At 34.9% G+C, this 20,716-nt stretch carries 21 protein-coding genes; 9 read left to right on the forward strand and 12 right to left on the reverse strand.

Annotated elements, in window-relative coordinates:
* Position 1: 1 nt before the first annotated feature.
* Positions 2-937: a GLPGLI family protein gene (locus CJF12_RS13535; RefSeq protein ID WP_084675583.1), complete on the reverse strand. Its 936-nt coding sequence runs from the start codon at positions 935-937 to the stop codon at positions 2-4.
* A 213-nt stretch (positions 938-1,150) separates the two neighbouring features.
* Here CJF12_RS13535 and CJF12_RS13540 point away from each other — a divergent pair, with 213 nt between their 5' ends.
* The 4 genes from CJF12_RS13540 (at position 1,151) to sufD (ending at position 5,222) form a co-directional block, all read left to right on the forward strand.
* Positions 1,151-1,480, forward strand: coding sequence for a HesB/IscA family protein (locus CJF12_RS13540; protein WP_034680828.1), 330 nt, complete (start codon positions 1,151-1,153; stop codon positions 1,478-1,480).
* Positions 1,481-1,546: 66 nt separating this feature from the next.
* A complete protein-coding gene (sufB, locus tag CJF12_RS13545; RefSeq protein ID WP_034680830.1) occupies positions 1,547-2,995 on the forward strand; it encodes a Fe-S cluster assembly protein SufB in 1,449 nt (482 codons plus the stop codon).
* A 62-nt stretch (positions 2,996-3,057) separates the two neighbouring features.
* Positions 3,058-3,801, forward strand: coding sequence for a Fe-S cluster assembly ATPase SufC (sufC, locus tag CJF12_RS13550; RefSeq protein WP_034680832.1), 744 nt, complete (start codon positions 3,058-3,060; stop codon positions 3,799-3,801).
* A 113-nt stretch (positions 3,802-3,914) separates the two neighbouring features.
* Positions 3,915-5,222, forward strand: a complete 1,308-nt coding sequence (gene sufD, locus CJF12_RS13555; protein WP_034680935.1) for a Fe-S cluster assembly protein SufD — start codon at positions 3,915-3,917, stop codon at positions 5,220-5,222.
* Positions 5,223-5,293: 71 nt separating this feature from the next.
* Here the strand turns inward: sufD and CJF12_RS13560 are convergent, their stop codons facing one another.
* Complete coding sequence (locus CJF12_RS13560; protein ID WP_034680835.1) at positions 5,294-6,220, reverse strand: DUF3078 domain-containing protein; 927 nt, start codon at positions 6,218-6,220, stop codon at positions 5,294-5,296.
* 271 nt (positions 6,221-6,491) lie between these two features.
* Here CJF12_RS13560 and CJF12_RS13565 point away from each other — a divergent pair, with 271 nt between their 5' ends.
* The 3 genes from CJF12_RS13565 to gdhA all read left to right on the forward strand — a co-directional run bounded on the left by CJF12_RS13565 (position 6,492) and on the right by gdhA (position 9,951).
* Positions 6,492-7,259, forward strand: coding sequence for a rhomboid family intramembrane serine protease (locus CJF12_RS13565; protein WP_034680837.1), 768 nt, complete (start codon positions 6,492-6,494; stop codon positions 7,257-7,259).
* 33 nt (positions 7,260-7,292) lie between these two features.
* Positions 7,293-8,402 carry a DNA-processing protein DprA gene (gene dprA, locus CJF12_RS13570; protein ID WP_034680838.1) on the forward strand — a complete coding sequence of 370 codons (1,110 nt, stop codon included), beginning with the start codon at positions 7,293-7,295 and terminating at the stop codon, positions 8,400-8,402.
* A 190-nt stretch (positions 8,403-8,592) separates the two neighbouring features.
* Positions 8,593-9,951 (forward strand): NADP-specific glutamate dehydrogenase, encoded by a 1,359-nt coding sequence (gene gdhA, locus CJF12_RS13575; protein WP_034680840.1) that lies wholly within the window; start codon positions 8,593-8,595, stop codon positions 9,949-9,951.
* A gap of 183 nt (positions 9,952-10,134) precedes the next feature.
* Here gdhA and CJF12_RS13580 read toward each other — a convergent pair whose 3' ends face one another.
* The 4 genes from CJF12_RS13580 to CJF12_RS13595 all read right to left on the reverse strand — a co-directional run bounded on the left by CJF12_RS13580 (position 10,135) and on the right by CJF12_RS13595 (position 13,297).
* Positions 10,135-10,443, reverse strand: a complete 309-nt coding sequence (locus CJF12_RS13580) for a hypothetical protein (protein ID WP_034680842.1) — start codon at positions 10,441-10,443, stop codon at positions 10,135-10,137.
* A gap of 118 nt (positions 10,444-10,561) precedes the next feature.
* On the reverse strand, positions 10,562-11,050 hold the full coding sequence (locus CJF12_RS13585) for a YkgJ family cysteine cluster protein (protein WP_034680843.1): 489 nt from the start codon (positions 11,048-11,050) through the stop codon (positions 10,562-10,564).
* A 148-nt stretch (positions 11,051-11,198) separates the two neighbouring features.
* Positions 11,199-11,957: an IS5 family transposase gene (locus CJF12_RS13590; protein ID WP_034681491.1), complete on the reverse strand. Its 759-nt coding sequence runs from the start codon at positions 11,955-11,957 to the stop codon at positions 11,199-11,201.
* A gap of 347 nt (positions 11,958-12,304) precedes the next feature.
* Entirely contained in the window at positions 12,305-13,297 is a 993-nt protein-coding gene (locus CJF12_RS13595) for a hypothetical protein (protein ID WP_034687918.1), read from the reverse strand.
* Positions 13,298-13,526: 229 nt separating this feature from the next.
* On the opposite strand from CJF12_RS13595, the gene CJF12_RS13600 reads away from it, so the two are divergent.
* The gene (locus CJF12_RS13600; protein WP_034687929.1) at positions 13,527-13,907 is read left to right on the forward strand and encodes a group III truncated hemoglobin; all 381 of its coding nucleotides are present in this window, start codon (positions 13,527-13,529) and stop codon (positions 13,905-13,907) included.
* Positions 13,908-13,996: 89 nt separating this feature from the next.
* Here CJF12_RS13600 and CJF12_RS13605 read toward each other — a convergent pair whose 3' ends face one another.
* The 6 genes from CJF12_RS13605 to hflX form a co-directional block, all read right to left on the reverse strand.
* Positions 13,997-15,067 (reverse strand): calcium:proton antiporter, encoded by a 1,071-nt coding sequence (locus tag CJF12_RS13605; protein ID WP_034687931.1) that lies wholly within the window; start codon positions 15,065-15,067, stop codon positions 13,997-13,999.
* A 65-nt stretch (positions 15,068-15,132) separates the two neighbouring features.
* Positions 15,133-15,435: a DUF6122 family protein gene (locus CJF12_RS13610; RefSeq protein WP_165569131.1), complete on the reverse strand. Its 303-nt coding sequence runs from the start codon at positions 15,433-15,435 to the stop codon at positions 15,133-15,135.
* Between the two features lie 26 nt (positions 15,436-15,461).
* Complete coding sequence (locus tag CJF12_RS13615) at positions 15,462-16,181, reverse strand: DNA alkylation repair protein (RefSeq protein WP_034687935.1); 720 nt, start codon at positions 16,179-16,181, stop codon at positions 15,462-15,464.
* A 23-nt stretch (positions 16,182-16,204) separates the two neighbouring features.
* On the reverse strand, positions 16,205-17,482 hold the full coding sequence (locus tag CJF12_RS13620) for a cation:proton antiporter (protein ID WP_034687937.1): 1,278 nt from the start codon (positions 17,480-17,482) through the stop codon (positions 16,205-16,207).
* A 15-nt stretch (positions 17,483-17,497) separates the two neighbouring features.
* Positions 17,498-18,127 (reverse strand): DUF4919 domain-containing protein, encoded by a 630-nt coding sequence (locus CJF12_RS13625; protein WP_034687939.1) that lies wholly within the window; start codon positions 18,125-18,127, stop codon positions 17,498-17,500.
* Positions 18,124-19,353, reverse strand: a complete 1,230-nt coding sequence (gene hflX, locus CJF12_RS13630) for a GTPase HflX (RefSeq protein WP_034687940.1) — start codon at positions 19,351-19,353, stop codon at positions 18,124-18,126. The genes CJF12_RS13625 and hflX overlap by 4 nt, the downstream gene beginning before the upstream one ends.
* A gap of 297 nt (positions 19,354-19,650) precedes the next feature.
* On the opposite strand from hflX, the gene CJF12_RS13635 reads away from it, so the two are divergent.
* A complete protein-coding gene (locus tag CJF12_RS13635; protein ID WP_034687942.1) occupies positions 19,651-20,715 on the forward strand; it encodes an MsnO8 family LLM class oxidoreductase in 1,065 nt (354 codons plus the stop codon).
* The last annotated feature ends 1 nt before the right edge of the window (position 20,716 follow it).

Genomic DNA, 20,716 nt, shown 5'->3' on the forward strand with positions numbered 1-20,716 from the left:
TTTATTTATTTAATTCAATTGGATTTTGGATCGTATTATTCTTGAAAGAGAAATTCCCCTGATTACTGATCGGATTTGACATTGGCATAGACTCACCTCCCATTCCTCTGCGAGGCATTCCTTGGCCCCCGGCACCACGACCTCCACCTTTCATTCCTCCACCTCGTCTTCCTCCGCCCGAGCCCATATCTCCTCTCTCATTACCCAGCATAGCTGTTTTTCTGTTTCCGTTTAGTTCCAACTCTATGGCTGCTTTGTCACCTGTAAAATTAATTCTGGTACTTTCTTTAGCTTCAGGACTTATTTTTTCTTCATAAGAATTTTGAATGATAACTTTCTTGGCAAGATCAAACTTATAATCCCCTCTCTCATCTTCCAGTTTTACAATCAGCCCTGGTAATCCACCGAATTTATATGGTCCGTCTGAAACAGGAATATCTTTTGCAAACCATGCAGTCCATGTCCTTCCTCCAAAACTGGTAACTGCCTTTTGAGCAGAATAACCGTTCTGATTCTCGGTAACATTTGTTATTTCCCACTTTATAGGCCGATCTTCCAGATAATAAATTTGCCTCCCGCCTACTCTGTCGTAGTAATATATTTTCTTCTCAGGGATATTTTTAGTAATAAAGTATTCAAAAAAAGAAAGCTCCATCTTTTTTTCCAGTCCTGTTTTTATAAAATCTTTATTATCTTTTTTCCGATCATCCTTTGCCTGCAACTTAAAAGTGGTTAATAAAGAATCTTTTATCAATTTATGTTCACTGATAAATAAAGACCGGTTTCCTTTAACATCCAGAAATGTTCTTTCAGTCTTCAGGCTTACAAGATTAATAGAATCCGGGTTAATAGAAGTTTCATAAATATATCTTACCGTCTGTCCATAGGACATTGTTAGTAAAAAGAATACAAAAAAGACAGATAATTTCTTTTTCATTATTTTCTTTTATAGATATAAAATACCGATTAAAGTTAAATCAAAAATACAATTTACAGAGCCCAAAAAAGAAACTTACATCACTTTTAGTATTAACAATCATGTTTATCGTCTGCTTAGAATGATCCGAATTATTAAAATAGATATCTTCAATTTGAGATTGCGGAAATTAGTTCGTATTTTTGCAACATTAAATCATTCTAAATAAATACAATGATAACAGTATCAGATCAAGCGAAGGCAAAAGCTATCCAACTTATGACGGAGGAAGGCTTTAACCCTGCTGAAGATTATATAAGAGTGGGGGTGAAAAGTGGAGGGTGCTCTGGTTTGGAGTATGTTTTAAAATTTGACAACCAAAAAGCAGAAACAGATCAAATTATTGTAGACAATGATGTGAAAATTGTTGTAGACAAAAAATCTATCCTCTATTTAGCGGGTACAATTCTTGAATATTCAGGAGGTTTGAACGGAAAAGGGTTTGTTTTTAACAATCCTAATGCATCCAGAACATGTGGTTGTGGAGAGAGTTTTTCTCTATAGACACTAGATATCAGCTGCCAGACAGTAATCGTCTGATATCTGACTTCTAACATCTAAAAAAATATAATGAGTAAATATACAGAAGACGATTTACGCGTCGATTTAGAAAATAAAAAATACGAATTCGGCTGGGAAACAAAGATCGATTATGAAGATTTCCCAACAGGCTTGAACGAAGATATCGTTCGGGCTATTTCTGCTAAGAAAGAAGAGCCAGAATGGATGACAGAATGGCGTTTGGAATCTTTCAGAATCTGGTTAAAGATGACTGAACCTACATGGGCAAACATCAAATATGAAAAGCCCGATTTCCAGGCTATTAAATATTATGCAGCTCCAAAGGCTAAACCTGAGTTAGAAAGTTTAGATGAGGTAGATCCTGAATTGCTGAAAACTTTTGCAAAATTAGGAATCAACATCGAAGAACAGAAAAGACTTTCAGGGGTAGCAGTAGACATCGTGATAGATTCCGTTTCCGTGAAAACAACTTTTCAGGAAACTTTAATGGAAAAAGGAATTATTTTCTGTTCTATTTCGGAAGCTATTAAAAACCATCCGGATCTGGTAAGAAAACATCTGGGGAAAGTAGTTCCCCGAGGAGATAATTTTTACGCAGCCCTAAACTCCGCAGTATTCTCTGACGGAAGTTTCTGTTATATTCCTAAAGGTGTTCGTTGCCCTATGGAACTTTCTACTTATTTCCGTATCAACCAGGCAGGAACAGGTCAGTTTGAGAGAACACTTGTGATTGCTGATGAAGGAAGTTACGTTTCATATCTTGAAGGATGTACAGCTCCATCGAGAGATGAAAATCAGCTTCATGCAGCTGTTGTAGAATTAATTGCAATGGACAATGCAGAAATTAAGTATTCCACAGTACAAAACTGGTATCCCGGTAATGAAGAAGGAAAAGGAGGAGTATTCAACTTTGTAACCAAAAGAGGTCTTTGCGAAAGAAACGCAAAAATTTCCTGGACTCAAGTTGAAACAGGATCTGCTGTAACCTGGAAATATCCATCTTGTATTCTGAAAGGAGATAATTCTATTGGTGAGTTCTACTCTATTGCAGTGACCAACAATCACCAGTATGCAGATACAGGAACGAAAATGATTCATATCGGTAAAAACACGAAATCTACAATTATTTCAAAAGGAATTTCTGCCGGAAAATCTCAAAACTCATACAGAGGTTTGGTGAAAGTAATGCCTTCTGCAAAAGGAGCAAGAAACTTCTCCCAATGTGATTCCTTATTAATGGGTAATGAATGTGGAGCACATACTTTCCCGTATATCGAAATCAAAGATCCTACTGCACAATTGGAACATGAAGCTACGACTTCAAAAATTGGGGAAGATCAGATTTTCTATTGCAATCAAAGAGGAATCGATACTGAAAGAGCCATTGCATTAATTGTGAACGGTTTCAGTAAAGAAGTTTTAAATAAGCTACCAATGGAATTTGCTATTGAAGCTCAAAAGCTACTTGAAATCTCCCTTGAAGGATCAGTTGGATAAATAATACAAAGAAAAAATAAAGCGGTAGTTCATTATATTACCTAATTATCATATTAAAACTTATGTTAAATATTAAAAACTTACACGCCAAAATTGAAGATGGCGCAGAAATATTAAAAGGTATCAATCTAGAAATAAAACCAGGGGAAGTTCATGCGATAATGGGTCCCAATGGAGCCGGTAAATCTACTCTTTCTTCTGTAATTGCAGGAAAGGAAGATTATGAAATTACGGATGGAGAGATTCTTTTCGAAGGAGAAAATATTATTGAAGATGCTCCCGAAGACAGAGCTCACAAAGGGATTTTTCTTTCATTCCAATATCCTGTAGAAATTCCAGGAGTTTCAGTAACTAATTTTATCAAAGCTGCTTTAAACGAAACAAGAAAAGCAAACGGGTTGGAAGAAATGCCGGCAAAAGAAATGCTTGCCATGATCCGTGATAAGTCTGAAAAATTGGGAATTAAAAAAGATTTTCTATCAAGATCTTTAAATGAAGGATTCTCAGGAGGGGAAAAGAAAAGAAATGAAATTTTCCAGATGATGATGCTTAATCCAAAATTAGCGATCCTTGATGAAACAGATTCAGGATTAGATATCGATGCTTTAAGAATCGTTGCTGATGGTGTAAATACCTTTAAAAATGAAGGGAATGCTGTTCTTTTGATTACTCACTATCAAAGATTATTAAATTACATCCAGCCTGATTTTGTACACGTTTTAGCAAACGGAAAAATCATTAAAACCGGAGATAAATCTCTGGCTTTAGAGCTTGAAGAAAAAGGTTACGACTGGCTTCTTAACTAAGAATAACTTTTTAACAGGGATGTTATCAATTTCTGTAAAAAGAAGCGGAAAAACCGCAATATTATTACAATTTTTAAATAAATAAAAAAGGTGTGATGGCCGAAATATCAGTAATGGCTTTATACGATCAAATTATTGACAACCACGGTGAATTTTTGGAGAGTCTTCGTCATCGGTTTTTAGATGACCAGAGAAGATCAGCTCTTCAAAGATTTGAAAACATTGGTTTTCCGACGAAAAAAGACGAAGAATATAAATATACCAACCTTAAAGAAATCACGGAAAAAGATTATAATTTTTTCCCGAAAGAAAGTCATAATATAACCAAAGAGCAGTTAGAACAATTGCACTTAGGTGAGGAGAATTTTGACTGGATTGTTTTCGTTAATGGTAAACTTCATAAAGAGTTATCAAAAATATCTATAGAGAATGTAGAATTCCTATCATTCAATTATGCTTTAAATGATGAGAAGCACAAAGAAGTTTTTGATAAATACTTTAATACAATCGCTACGAAAGATTCTGCTTTTACCAGCTTAAATCTTGCTTACTGCAAATACGGATTCTTCTTGAAAGTTCCTAAAAATGTAGTGATTGAAAGACCTATCCATGTTTTCTATCTTTCACAAAATCAAGAAGAAAACACATTCTACAATACCAGAAATTTACTGATCGTAGAGGAAGGAGCTAAGGTAGAAATCATTGAAAGTCATCATAATTTTGATGACAGTTATGTATTTACTAACTCGGTAACAGAAATTTTCACGTACCCGAATGCGAAAGCAGACTGGCACAAGCTTCAGAATGACAACGATACTTCTTATCTGGTTGACAGCACTTTCGCAAGACAGGAAAAAGACAGCTTAACAACAGTTAATACTTTCTCTTTTGGAGGTAAACTAATAAGAAACAACCTGGACTTCATTCATAACGGGCAAAATATTAACTCGTTCATGAATGGGATCACCATTATCGGGAAAGATCAGTTGGTAGATCACCATACTGCGGTACACCATAACCAGCCAAACTGTGAAAGCTACCAAAACTATAAAGGAATCTTCAAAGATAAAGCTCATGGAGTATTTAACGGAAAGGTTTTCGTTGATAAAATTGCTCAAAAGACCAATGCTTATCAACAAAACAATAACGTTTTATTAAGTGAAGGAGCTACGATTGACACGAAACCTCAATTAGAGATTTTTGCAGATGATGTGAAGTGTTCTCATGGGTGTACGGTAGGTCAGCTGAATGAAGATGCATTGTTCTATTTAAGAGCAAGAGGAATATCTAAAAAAGAAGCTCAGGCTTTATTATTATATGCTTTTGCTAACGATGCCATGCAGAATATTGATATCGAACCTTTAAAGCAGAAAATATCAAAGCTATTGGCTGAAAAATTAGAGGTAGGTATTGAGTTTTAATACACAGAATACCCATCTATAAAAAAAGCACTTCCCAGCGGAAGTGCTTTTATATTTTAATAATGATTTTATTACTTTTTATTAAGCCACCACTGGCTATCTTTTCTGTCAGAACGTTTAACCCCATTATCCAAAGTATAGGCAATTCCAATACCCAGGGTTTGCTTTAATTGGGTTTTTTCAATCTGATTATGGTCATACAATACATCCATTGTAATATTCGAAGAAAGGAACTTGTTGACTTTTAAACTTAGTACCGCTCCATAGGCTAAAACCAATCGATCCGGGCGATCCAGATAATTAGAGAACACAGAAGCCGTATTCGTTAAATTTACGTTCTCCATCAGCTTTAATGTATAAATAGCAGTCCCTAAGAAACCAACTTGCAATAATGAAGAATCTCCATCAGCTTTCAATCCATACGTTCCTGCAACCTGAAGCTCTTTATCCAATACAAATGTCCATCGGGCGTTGATAGGACGTAAGGTGACCGTCAGGTTATCATGTGGTCTGTACGTGATCCCCATACCCAGGTTTAGGTATCCGGGAGCCATAAAATTAGAAAGTTTCTTGGCCTTAGGATTATTACCATCTTCATATCCTGGTGCAAACTGAGATTGAAAGCTCGCCCCACTGGAAAGATACCAGCTTTTGGAAAACTGTCTTCCATAGTTGGTAGAAACATTAATAACGTCCTGGGTTTTTCTCACACCCAATCCGCTCGTATTATTTTGTCCGTAATTCAGAACAATCACATTCTCCCAAAGGTCTTTATCCTTCTCATAAGTAATATTATAATTGACTCCGGCAAGCCAACCGACGTTGTTTGCCCCACCTCCTGCCCAATTAGAGAAAGCGGACTGGTTAATCATTAAAGAATTTTTTCCTAAAACCGACCAATGTTTTACAGTATCTACAACTACTGAATCTTTTTTTACGTCCTGTGCATTGGTAAAAATCCCGATTGAAATGCTGACAAGCAATAAAAACTTCTTCATAAACTAAAGATTTTTCAAGGTACAAAAGTATAAATATAATTTGTGTTAGAGCAACGTTTTGCCTTTTGCAAATTTGAGATTCACGTTAAATTATCCTTTAACATACTAAAAACAAGCCACTTTGGTAACCTCAAACATTAAATATTTGTTTAATTTTTAAAAAACTGATTAAAATCAACACCTTTTGTCTTAAAAATGAAAAAGACCCAAGACAATTATCGCCAATTTTTCCTACATTTATTATTGGCTTTTGATTTGACATAAACTCTACATGTTTAAAAATGTAATTCCCAAAAGAGCAATCATATACCCATTGCTAATGCTTGCCGCAATGTGGTTAGGCTACTTTTTACAAACACAGGGCTTTTTTAAAAGTTGCTTTGGAGCGATTATTCCCTTACTCCCTGAGGGATTACTAGGAGTAATCACTTCTCCCCTTTTACACGGAAGCTTAGACCATATCATCGCGAATTCGATCCCTATGGCAGTTCTGATGTTTCTACTGTATCAGTTTTATCCGTTAGTAGCCAATAAGGTTTTTATTCTGGGCTGGTTAGCGACCGGATTATTGGTATGGATGCTTCCACCTATTGATATTCTAACCGGAGAATACATGTATACCTGTACCATCGGTGCGAGTGGTGTCGTTTATGTATTGGCCTTCTTCTTATTTTTCAGCGGTGTATTCCGGTGGAATATGAAACTTCTTACCATATCCCTGATTGTTGTATTGTATTATGGAAGTTTAATTTGGGGAATGTTTCCGGAAGAACTATTTTACAACCTTCAAGAACCGAGTAAAATATCATGGCAGGCTCACCTTTCTGGAGCTGTTGTAGGAAGTATTATTGCTTATGTTTTCAAAAATATTGGCGAGAAAAAGAAAAAATATATCTGGGAATTCCCTAACTATTACAGCGAAAAAGATGATAAGCTGTGGCAGGAATACAAAGAAAATCATCCGGATGATTTTTCAGAACTCCCTTATAAAAAAAGAGATGATATCTGGGATCATCTTGACGAATTAAGAAAGAAATAAAACTTATTTCTTTATATTTGAATAAAAACACACATGATTTCCGAAGAACATCTTTATGCAATCGCCCTGCGCGAATGCAGCTTAATCGGTGACATCAATTTTACAAAACTCATCAAAGCATTTGGAAGTGCAAAAAATGTCTGGGAAAATGCAAAGAAAGAATTCCGTAAGATGGATGGCTTTGGCCGAAAAATGGTTTCCGATATCGGAAATCCTATTCACCTCAATTTTGCGGAAAAAGAAATAGCTTTTTGTGAAAGCAATCATATTAGGATCAGACTAAAACATCATGATGAATTGCCCTTTCTCCTCAATGAATGTGAAGATGCTCCCGCAATTTTATATCAAAAAGGAAACTTAAAAAATCCCTCACTTCCTATTAGCATTGTTGGTACAAGAAATATGACCAGTTATGGCAGGCAGTTTATAAAAGATTTTTTTGAAGAAACCAAGGTATACAATTTCATATCGGTGAGTGGATTAGCTCTTGGAGTCGACAGAGAAGTTCATGACCAATCCATTCAAAATGAAATTCCTACAGCAGCCATTTTGGCTCACGGCTTCCAGACCTTATATCCTTCAAAAAACAAAAAATTATCAGAAAAAATCATAGAGGAAGGAGGTGCTTTATTCACTGAGTTCAATTCGTCCAGAAAACCTGACAGAGAAAACTTTATCCAAAGAAACAGGATCATTGCCGGAATATCACCTGTTACCATTGTAGTAGAAACAGCTTTTGGAGGGGGCTCTATAAGTACTGCAAGTTTTGCCAACAATTATAACAGAGAGGTATTTGCACTTCCTGGAAAAATTACAGACCCTTATAGCCAAGGATGCAATCATCTGATTTTTCAGAATAAAGCATCAACAATTTCATCGATTAAAACACTTATTTTATCACTTGGTTTTAATCAACCGAAGGAAAAAATGGAAGAACTATTTCCTCCCTCGCCATCTACAGTCCAATTATCTGAAAATCAAAATATAATATATAAATACATCTCCGAAAATCCACAAATCAATTTAGATGAATTAGCAGAGAAAATATCGCTCTCTACCCATAAAATTTTGCCCATAATTTTAGAATTAGAGCTTTTGGGCAAACTAAAAACACTTTCTGGGAGGCAATTTATAGCAATTTGAGAATTAACTATTTCTTAATATTGCATTATTTCATACATAACATTTAATTTTTAACAAAATTTGAAGATAAATTATCAATTTAATAATAATTTCCCCCATCATTATTAAAATTTCAACAATCATCAATTAAGGTGTTGTGAATCTTGAAAAAAAAATTAAATTTGTTGGCAATAATATTCAACCTTACTATATGGAACAATATAATATTGACCAGAAAATCCAGGAGTTTATTGCAAAAATTGAGGCAAAAAACCCTAATGAGCCAGAATTTTTACAAGCCGTAAAAGAAGTTGCTGTTACAGTAATTCCATTTATAGCGACCAAGAAAGAATACACAGGAATGAAGCTTCTTGAAAGGATGGCTGAAGCTGAAAGAATCATTATTTTCAGAGTTCCATGGGTTGATGACAAAGGAGAAATCCAGGTAAACAGAGGTTTCAGAATTCAGATGAACTCTGCAATCGGACCATATAAAGGAGGAATTCGTTTCCACCCTACCGTAAACCTTTCTGTTCTTAAATTTTTAGCTTTTGAACAAGTTTTCAAAAACTCATTAACAACCCTTCCAATGGGAGGAGGAAAAGGAGGTTCAGATTTCGATCCACAAGGAAAATCTGATATGGAAGTAATGCGTTTCTGCCAGGCTTTCATGACTGAATTATGTAAGCATATTGGTCCTGAAACTGACGTTCCAGCAGGTGATATCGGGGTAGGATCAAGAGAAATCGGATATCTTTTCGGACAATATAAGAAAGTAAGAAATGAATTTACAGGGGTTCTTACAGGAAAAGGTCTTGCTTATGGAGGTTCACTTATCCGTCCTGAAGCTACAGGATATGGAGTTGTGTATTTCGCGGAGCAAATGCTGAAAACAATCGGACAAACATTCCAGGATAAAATTGTTTCTGTTTCAGGTTTCGGTAACGTAGCTTGGGGAGTAATTAAAAAAGTATCTGAACTAGGAGGAAAAGTAGTAACTATTTCAGGACCTGACGGCTATATTTATGATAAAGATGGTATCGATGGAGAAAAGATCGATTACTTATTAGAATTAAGAGCTTCCGGAAATAACAGAGCTGAAGACTATGCTAAAAAGTATCCTTCTGCTGAATTCCATGCAGGAAAACGTCCTTGGGAAGTAAAATGTGATGTTGCTATTCCATCTGCTACTCAAAATGAATTAGATTTTGAAGATGCTAAGGCATTGGTTGGAAATGGAGTTCTTTGTGTAACTGAAGCAGCGAATATGCCTTCAACATTAGAGGCTATCAACTACTTCCTAGACAGCAAAGTTCTATTCTCTCCTGGTAAAGCTTCCAACGCTGGAGGAGTTGCTACTTCAGGATTAGAAATGACTCAAAACTCAATCCGTTTGAACTGGACTTCTGAAGAGGTAGATGCAAGATTAAAAGAAATCATGATTGGAATTCACAAAGCTTGTAGAGACTATGGAAAAGAAGAAGATGGTTATGTAAACTACGTAAAAGGTGCCAATATTGCCGGATTCGTGAAAGTTGCAGAAGCTATGTTAGCTCAGGGAGTTGTGTAATACAAAATATAAAGGTTGGGAATATTCCCGACCTTTTTTCTTATAGCCTGTTCCCGGGGAAATGGGAAAAAAGTAAAAAGTGAAAGGGAAAAGCATTGATTTATTCAATGCTTTTTTTATTTGATAAACAAAAAAATCCTGAAAAATAATATTTCAGGATTCACATCTTTACTTTTTAAAATTTTATTTCAACTTTTTCTTCTTAGCCTTTTTCTCTTCTTTCGTTCCTTCTGAAGGTTTGGTTGCTTCTACTTTTGTGTCAGTACTCAGGGTTGCTGTTGCATCTGTCATTGATGTTTTTGCAGAAGTATCAACTGTAGTTGTAGTACTCATGTCCTTAGTTTGATTCTCTGTCGTAGTACTAGGCTGCATTGTTTGCGGTTGTGTCTGTGTTGTTGTCTGATTAGGTTCAACTTTTTTCTGAGTGTTTGTCTGAGCTGAAACAGCAATCGTACCTAATGAAAGTACTGCTGCTAAAATTAACTTTTTCATAATGTAATATTTAAATGATTGTTTAGTATTTTGAAAACGTCATTTATTTTATTAAATTATGTGTAAGATTCTTATTTAACGTACTTTATATTTTTTTAAGATGATTTTAGATTATAGATTATTTTTCTAAATTCTTCATCATTTTTTCTACAAATTCATATGCAGCAGGACAAATAACGGTATTTTTTATCATAAGGTTATTTATCTGATAAATCTTCTTACGATCAGTATGAGGATACTCCCGGCATGCTTTCGGCCTCACTTCATAAATAGAACACGTATTATCATCATTGAGAAAAAAGCATGGAAGATTCTGAAGCACTTTATCCTGGTCTTCATCCACCCTCAGGAATTTAGATTCAAAATCAACAGGTTTCATCCGAAGATGCTTAGAGATACGTTCTATATCTTTTTCCGTATATAAAGGACCGGTTGTTTTGCAGCAATTGGCACATTGCAGGCAGTCTATTTTTTCAAACACTTCCTCATGTGTCTCTTGAACAATATAATCCAGATTTCTGGGCGGCTTTTTCTTTAATCCGTCCAGAAACTTTTTATGTTCTTTTTGCTTTTGTAAAGCCTGCTTTTTGTACAAATCTACATTCATTATATTCTTTCTTCTATCAAAACGGTGAGATCTTCTTTCTGACACTCATTAATTTTATCAAAAATAAAATGATAATCAAGCATCAATCTACAAGATTATCATCATATTTAAAAATTCATAGGCTCAAAAAATTACGCTAAGAGTCTGTTTAAATTTTATTCAGTAATAATTTTATGGCGGATAATTTGACCATGTTTTCAGAGGATTCCATTAAGAGTTCATAATTTCTGCATAATCTTCTATCGTTATCAAACCAAGCAAATGTACGCTCTATAATCCATCGTTTATGAATTGGCTCAAACCCTTTTACTTTTTTGTCACTCCGCATTACGATCTGAATGATATAATTAAACTTAATTCTTATTTCCTCAATAATCTCTCCTCTATAACCTCCGTCCGCCAGGATTACCTGAAGCGGAATTAGTAAATATCGCAGTGTTTTGATCAGTAACAATGCAGCCTTACTCTCATGAACATTGGCTACACTTACCATTACGGCTAACAAAAAACCATTTTTGTCTACCACAACGTGTCTCTTGATTCCTTTTATTTTTTTACCTCCGTCAAAGCCATTGAGTGAACGGTTATTTCCCCAACGAACACTTTGACTGTCAATAATTCCTAAACTTGCCTGCGCTTTCTGACCCCTGTTTCGTCGTACTTCCTCTCTCAATTTTGATAATAATAAATCGAAAATCTCCAGATTTGACCATTTTGAATAATAGTAATAAACCAATTGCCATTTGGGAAAATCATGAGGTAAAAGTCTCCATTGACAGCCTGTTTTTACTAAATAACTGATAGCATTCCAAATGACAACCAAATCATATTTTCGTTTTCTGTCATCAAAATCTAATGCTTTTTTTATAAATTGCCACTGAGTTTGGGTTAAGTCCGTTGGATACATTGATGTTTTTTTCTTTTGCAACTCTAAAATGACAATTTTTATGCAACTTTTAACCCTTACTATTTTTTATTATTACTTTTTTAAACAGGCTCTAAAAAAAACATTTGGCCCAGATTACAAAGATATATAATAATCGAAATGCCTTAAAAGATTTTAAATTATTATCCTATTATTGAATCTTGGTTCCTAAAGGTATTTTTGGATTCAGAATATCTTTTTGAAAGGGATAAATACAATTATCTCGATTTAACTTTACATAAAGCTTTTCAAACAAAATCTTCTCAAATATAAAACAGCAGAAATTATATATTTCTGCTGTTTTATACTCTCGCGTTTATCTATAAAATCTATATCTTTTGCGCTGGAGATTCCAATACCTTTACACTCACATTGCTTACGGATTTAGCAACACCTGTCTCTCCATGAATATTTGAAAGAAAGTTGGGAAAGCTTTCAATAGGAAAGGCCCAATAATAATGTCCATTTACCGGAGATGAAAAATTAGCCAACAAGACCCCTGTCAATTTCATAGGAACAAAATATTCAACTGAAGACCCCTTTAGTTTTGTAAGTATAGCGATTGTCTTTTTAGAATGAGCCGGTACTATAGCCTTATATGTACTTGTCTCTGTTATTTCTTCTGAGCTTTCTGTACCGTCTGTTGTGTCTCCTCCAACAACAACTTTAGTACTTGCTGATGCTTTTGCTACTAATGGAATATCAACAGATACCGTAGCCCCAACTTCAAATGATCCGGAAACAGTACGCTTCCAAGAGGTTGAATAACCCTTTTTATAGGAGTAAGATACTGTAATCTCACTTTCTCTATCACTATTATTAACAGCTTCCGTAGTGTAAGCATCATCCGGTAGATCTAGCCCATTTGTTTCGATATTTATCTTAGGTGTTCCCAAAACAACAGAAACATCTGGGTTGGAGGCTGTATTTCGTGTATCTCCATCTACAGATAAATCAGAGCTGAACGTAATTCCATCTGGAATCTGGCCATAATAAGAAAAAACGTTCTTCAGTCTTTCTCTTTGACCAGAAGAATAAATATCGTACCCCATATCTTTTAGATAACCGGCTTTGAAAGGAAGTCTTTTTTCTCCATTTATTAAATTATTATTGGCATTTAAAGGCTGAGAAGTCAATTTAAACTCATCCACTACTTTCCATCCTTTTTGAAGCATTTCCGCTTCTGTCATTTCTACTTTTTTTACATCGTTATAATTTAAATTTCCCATATCTTCATTTCCGGAATTAACTTCATCTCTTGAACATGAAGCAGAAGATATTAATAGTAAAAACATTAAAATAGAATTTGCTTTTTTTCTCATTTTGATTATTTTTATTGCGTTTAATAATCAAATCTACAAAACACTAACCAAAAAACAAACATATTTTACGAATTAAATAAAATTTAACTTATTATCACCAGTCTTGAGTCTTATCAATCGCTTTATCTGTCGATATATTAACACAAAATATCATTTTTATGAAGTTTATCAGTTCTACAGGTGGTTTTTTAAAAATTATTTTTAAGTAACTTTGATATATTTTGAAAAAATGAAAAAGCTTGAATCTAGAGAAGACATTGAATTATTGGTCAATTCCTTTTATCAAAAAGTAGTTCAGGATGAGACCATTGGATTTTTCTTTAAAGACATTATTAAAGTAGACTGGGATAAACACCTTCCGAAAATGTATTCTTTCTGGGAAACCATTCTCTTTGGCCAAATGAGCTATAAAGGAAACCCTATGGCCGTTCACTTTCCCATTAATGAACTCAAAGCTATGGAAAAGAAACATTTTGAACAATGGCTTGCTTTATGGAAAAAGACCATTGAAGAAAACTTTGTCGGTGAAAATGCAGATATGGCCATTTACAAATCTGAAAATATTGCCAAGTTAATGGCTTATAAAATGGAAATGGCTAGAAAACTCTAGACTGGGCCGGTTTCGAAATATAAGATTCAATACGGAGTTCGGGTTTTACAGATAAGCGAACAAAGTTGTCTTTTTGCCCTTTGATTTTTCTAGGGAACTACTACTGTAAAAATATAAGCCGCTAAATTTACTAAAAGTACCGTTCCGTATAAAACATTCGTCTTTCCTCTGCTTAACGAAAGCATAACAATAAATACAGATAAAGAAAGTAAAATAATATCTTTTTTATCAAGCCCTAATACAAAAGGCATATCATACATAATACTCACTACAGATACTGCCGGAATGGTTAAACCAATACTTGCCAAAGCAGACCCCAGTGCCAGGTTTAAACTGGATTGTATTTGATTATTTCTTGCTGATCTTATAGCTGCAACTCCTTCCGGAAGTAAAACTACCGCTGCAATAATCACCCCTACTAAGGATTTCGGAGCACCTGCATTCTGTACCATATCCTCAATCGTCCCGGAAAGTCCTTTTGCCATTAAGACAACAATCACAAGACATAATATCAGAAAGAAAAAGCTTACGATAGCCAAAAACTTCGAAGGAATATAATAGGAATCAGGATCTTCATCTGGAGTGACAAAATAGTTTCTATGTCTTACCGTCTGAACCATCAGAAATACTCCATAAATAACAAGACAAGCAACAGAAACAAAAACTAACTGAGCCGGATTATAGAAAGGACCATTGACACTTGAAGTAAAATTTGGAAGGATCAATGTTAAGATTAATATGGAAACAATACTTACGAGATAAGTAGTGGCAGAAGTTCTTGCAAAAAACTGTTCATAATATTTCACCCCTCCTACTAAAATACATATCCCCAGAATTCCGTTAAGAATAATCATGACTGCAGCAAAAACAGTATCTCTAGCCAGTGTGACCGCCTGATCTCCTCCGGCAATCATAAGTGAAATAATAAGCGCTACCTCAATGGTTGTAATACAAAGAGCAAGAATGATTGTTCCGAAAGGCTCTCCTACTTTATGGGCAACTACTTCAGCATGATGAACTGCTGACAATACGCTTCCGGTAAGTAAAAGACCTGCAATAACTTCAAAAACAACCCCTTGTGTCATGAGTCCTGAAAAGTAATATCCTACCGCCAGAACAGGAATAATATAGGTATAGTGTAAAAGTTCTTTTAATTTCATAAGTGTCTACAAAATACAAAAAATCTATGAAAATTTTAATATCAAAAGAAAATATTAATGATATTTTAATGACACCAAAAGTTATAATCCTGAAAATCGGTCAACATATGCAGTAAAAGTCCAATGCCAATAACTCTGATATTTCCTTTAAAAAAAAGCAGCAAAAAGTACACCGCAATTGCATAATACGAATGTAAAAAATGGAATCCTATACTATTTCTGGAAGGATCAAAAACAGGATTTGCAAATAAATGATCCAAATCTACAAGCATTGTAGCTAATAGAATGAGATATACCTGTTTCCAGTTTTTCCGGTAAAAAATCAAAGCAATAAACACCGGGAAAACCAGATGTAAAAAGTAATGCATACATGATTTCCAAAAAAGACAATCCATCACACTCTTCCTTTTAAATAATTCTGTCTTACTTCCTCATCCAATTTTTCAATAGCATATCTCAGAGATGTTCTTGGCATTTCTTTGTAATATTCGTTGAGGTAGCGAATCAATTCTTCTTCATTCTTCTGCCCCATTTCCCTCAACAGCCACCCATTAGCTTTATGCATCAGATCATGAGGATGTTTCAAATTATTCGTTACCAACTCTTTTGTCAGCCGAAAAGAGCCTTTTTTCACATAGTGCATAGTTCCGACAACAGCAATTCTTTTATGCCACATTTCTTCAGAGACCGAAAGCTTTCGCAATAAGTCTTCATTCTGATTTTCAAAAGCATATCTGCCCAAAATTTTATAACAGCTTGAGTCTACCAAATCCCAGTTATTGACATATTCTAAATGATTGAGATAAAAAGCCACAATCTCTTCTTTAGCCTGTGGGTCTTTCGTTTTTTCAAACTTAGCAACCAGTATAAATAATGCTGTCAGCCTGTGCTCATGAAATTTTGATGAAAGCAACTCACTGAGTTCTTTCAATGAAATTTTAGCATAATACTCTTTGGCTACACTTCTTTGATCGGGAACTTTGACTCCCAGAAACACATCTCCTTCTCCATACTCTCCTTTTCCCGTTTTGAAGTATTTTGGGAAAAATTCAGCTTTTTCTGGTATGGATAAAACAGCTAATGCTTCCTGTATTTCTTTGATGGTATTATTCATTGATTATAAACAAACTGGTTATTTTAATCTAAAGCAATACTTTCCTTCTCTTCTTCTTCTTTTGCAATCTTCTTAGGATTGGCCACTTTTGCAATAGTAAGTCCTTGAACTATAATTGAAAATACAACGACACAGTAAGTGATACTTAAAATAAGATTACTATACTCGCTTTTAGGAATAGACATTGCCAAGGCAATGGAAACCCCGCCTCGTATACCACCCCAGAAAAGTACCTTTATCGTCTGTGGACTGAATCTGGTTCTGAACGACATAAATTTTGAAGGCCCCCATATTGAAACAAACCTTGCAATCAAAACAACAACTATAGCAATAATCCCTGGAACAATAAAATGATTCAGGTCCTTAATCATTAGTAATTCAAATCCGATAAATAAAAACAGTACAGCATTCAAAATCTCATCGATTAATTCCCAGAATTTGATAAGGTAATCCTGAGTAACGGATTTCATTTTGAACCTTACATTGAAGTTTCCCATAAATAAACCGGCGGCCACCATGGTAAGAGGTCCTGAAATATGCAGCTGTTTAGCGATCAGATATCCTCCCATTACCACAGAAAGTGTAACCAGGACAGAGATAATATAATCATCCACCTCACGCATCAACCTGGAAGTGATCCATCCCAGTAAAACCCCTAGCAATAATCCTCCCCCTGCTTCTTTAAGAAGTAGCAGAAAAATATTCTCAACTCCCAGATCTACTTCTTTTCCAATAGCAAGCTGAAGTACAACAGTAAACACTACAACTGCTACCCCGTCATTAAAAAGAGATTCTCCCGCCACTTTCGTCTCCAATGATTTGGACACCTTTGCCTGCTTAAGGACACTTAGTACCGCTACTGGATCAGTAGGAGAAATCAAGGCTCCAAAAACAAGACAATAGATAAACGGAAGTTTAACCCCTACCATGGGAAGCAGATAAAACATTCCGAAACCAACGATAAATGTCGAGATCACCACTCCTGCTGTAGAAAAAATAAGAACGGGTCGAAATTGTTCTTTGAGATCAATAATGTTAATATGAATTCCTCCGGCAAACAAAAGAAAATTAAGCATTGCGCCCATCAAAACTTCTGTAAAATCAATGCTGTTCATTAATTTATGAAGATGTCCGAAAGTTCTTGGCAATACAGATTCTCCGAATAAAACCAGAAAAATAGAAACCACAATGGCAATTACCATAATCCCAATAGTACTGGGAAGCTTAAGAAACCTGTAGTTCAGGTATGCGAATATAGATGCTAAAACGATTAATACTGAAAATGAATAATATAATTCCACTAAGTTATTTTTAAATTAAAAGTCCAAATAAAGGACTTTGATATATATTTTACTGTTATCTTTTTCCCATATATCGATAATTCCGTCTTTTACTGTCTTTGAACTTTTTGTATACCCTTCTCCCAGGTTCAGGATGTTAAGAAAAATATATTCATCCCCTACGGAATTGACAACGAAGGGTGTTTTCTCAGATTTACCATCTCCGGAATTTTTAATAACATCTGCGAGCAATCGAAGCTGCGCCAAATGATGCGTAAAATTCCCGGCATCCTTTTTATAATCATAAGCGCGTAGTAAAATCAACAGAACATCCAAATTGGTTGGATCTTGTCCATATAGTTCTTTTCCAATCTTTATACACTCATCAAAATTATTATCTTTAAATGATTCTGCCAGGTTTTTAAAACCCTCATCAGAGGTAGAAACCTTACCTACTTCAAAGTTTCTCCCATAATAAAGATGCTGTGCCTCAATACTATCCAGTGATTTAGGAATTCCTTTATATTTGAAAATCAACCGGTCGTAATTATATGGAGATTGAGAATCTTTAAGGTTTTTTTCTATACTTTTAAAATCAATTTTTGATTTTTGACTAAAGCCAAAAATTGAAAGAAAAAGAAACGGAAGGAAAAAGTAATACCTCATAAGTTGCTATTTGCTTCTTCCTCATCATTATCGAAATATTCGAAAAGAAAATCATTATAAGGGAACCTTGAAATATGAATTTTCATGACCTCATCATAGATCAGCCTTTTCATTTCCGGGAAATTTTCTTTAGTCAATGCAGAGATGAATACCGTAGGGTATTTTGATTTCGCCATCCATGTTTTTTTCCATTCATCAAGAGAAACATTTTTTCTCGTTGTAGGAGTTAAATCATCTTCATCTTTTCTTTCATAGCTGAAATCATCAATTTTATTGAAGACCATAATCATCGGCTTCTGATGAGCGTCAATTTCCATTAGGATGTGATTAACAGATTCAATGTGATCTTCAAAACTTTCGTGAGAGATATCTACCACATGAATAAGCAAGTCTGCTTCACGAACCTCATCCAAAGTAGACTTAAATGATTCTACCAATTGAGTGGGTAATTTTCTTATGAACCCGACTGTATCAGTGAGTAAAAATGGCAAGTTTCCGATAACCACTTTTCTGACAGTAGTATCTAACGTTGCAAACAGCTTATTTTCGGCAAAAACTTCAGACTTGGAAAGCGCGTTCATCAGAGTAGATTTCCCAACATTGGTATATCCTACCAGAGCTGCACGAACTACCTTTCCTCTATTGTTACGCTGGGTAGCCATTTGTTTATCAATGGTCTTCAGCTTATCTTTCAGTAATGAAATCCTATCACGGATAATACGACGGTCAGTTTCAATTTCTGTTTCCCCCGGTCCTCTCATACCGATTCCCCCTTTCTGACGCTCAAGGTGAGTCCACATTCTTGTTAATCGAGGCAAAAGATATTGATATTGAGCTAATTCTACTTGAGTTCTTGCATAAGAAGTCTGAGCTCTCTGAGCAAAAATATCAAGGATAAGATTGGTACGGTCTAATATTTTAACTTCCATCTCTTTCTCCAGGTTCTTAAGCTGGGAAGGCGAAAGTTCATCATCAAAAATTACAGTTCCTATCTCATTTTCCTTTACGTATTCTTTTATTTCTAGTGCTTTTCCGCTTCCGATAAACGTTTTAGAATCAGGTTGGGTTAGTTTTTGAGTAAAGCGTTTTTGTACAGTTGCACCTGCCGTGAAAGCCAAAAACTCCAGTTCATCCATATATTCCACCAACTTTTCTTCATCCTGGTTTTGGGTAATAACACCCACCAAAACAGCTTTCTCGTAATTATGTTCTTTCTTTTCTAGCATTAAATTCTATCTATATTTGTGAGCTTTACAAGATAACATTTTTAAGCATAAAAAACAAAACGATTTTGGGAACAATTTGAAATTTTAATGTTAATTTAAGATTGTAATACTATTGATTTATAGAAAATTAATAATTATAAAAAGTATTTATTTTATTTTTAAACATTAAAATTCAAAAACCAATAAAAACAAAAGAAATACTATAAATATGAGTATCAAATGTATAGGATTCACTACTGCCAATAGAAATTTATTGATTATATTGAATGGTCAAATGTAATTTGTAAAAAACACCATATGAATGATCAAAAAGAAAAGAATTCAGAACAAAACCCCATCCCTCTAAAAAATGATAAAACAATGAAACTGAGCATCCTGGATCAATCTGCAATCGTTACCGGGCAACATCCCAAGGAAACATTAGCTAATAATATCGAACTGGCTCAATGGGCAGAAGAACTAGGCTACGAAAGCATATTATTTTCTGAGCACCATGGTGTTCCCGCTTATGCCAGTTCAAGCCCTGAAATTTTAGCAGCCATTGTCCTTGGACAAACAAAAAAAATAAAAGTCGGCACAGGAGGCATTATGCTTCGTAATTACCCTGCTTATAAAGTAGCTGAAATTACAAAGCTGTTAGCTTCTGTTTTTCCGGGGCGTTTTGTACTCGGTTTAGGAAAAGCTCCCGGCGGACTTAAAATGTCAACCCTCGCACTAAACGATAACAAGCTTCCTACGATAAGCACTATTAGCCAAAAAATAAAGGATATTGTCGCCTATTTATCTGAAGATACAACTATCACACAGGATCGTTATGATGATTTAATTGCACAACCTCAACACCTTGATACACAACCGGAAGTATGGTGGCTCGGATCAGGAAACAATTCCGCAAGAGAAGCTTCAAAAAATGGATTAGGCTACTCTTATTCTCATTTCCTGGTAGATGAGAAAGAAAACGCGAGTGTCAATCTGTATAAAAATGAGTTTGTTCCCAGTGTTATTTCACAAGCCCCTCGTTTACAGATAGCTCTTTCCGTTTCAGTTGCAGAGGATTATGATACTGCAAAAAGAAATGCTTATTCTATGGCCTACCAGATTTTAGAAGCCAGAAGAGGGCTTGCGCCCTCCCCCTTAATTCATCCTGATGAAGTAGAACAAAAAATACAAGACTCTGAGGATAATGATGATTTTCAGCAAGTCATGAACAACATACTCATTGCTACACCGGAAACTATAGGTAGACAGCTTTCTGAAATTACTACATTTTACGCAGCAGATAATTTCATCGTTATGAGTAATATCTATGACAAAGAATCCCGTTTCAAAAACTTTGAACTTCTTATAAAGAATATCCAATAAG

The sequence above is a fragment of the Chryseobacterium piperi genome, assembly GCF_002285635.2.
GTDB lineage: Bacteria > Bacteroidota > Bacteroidia > Flavobacteriales > Weeksellaceae > Chryseobacterium > Chryseobacterium piperi.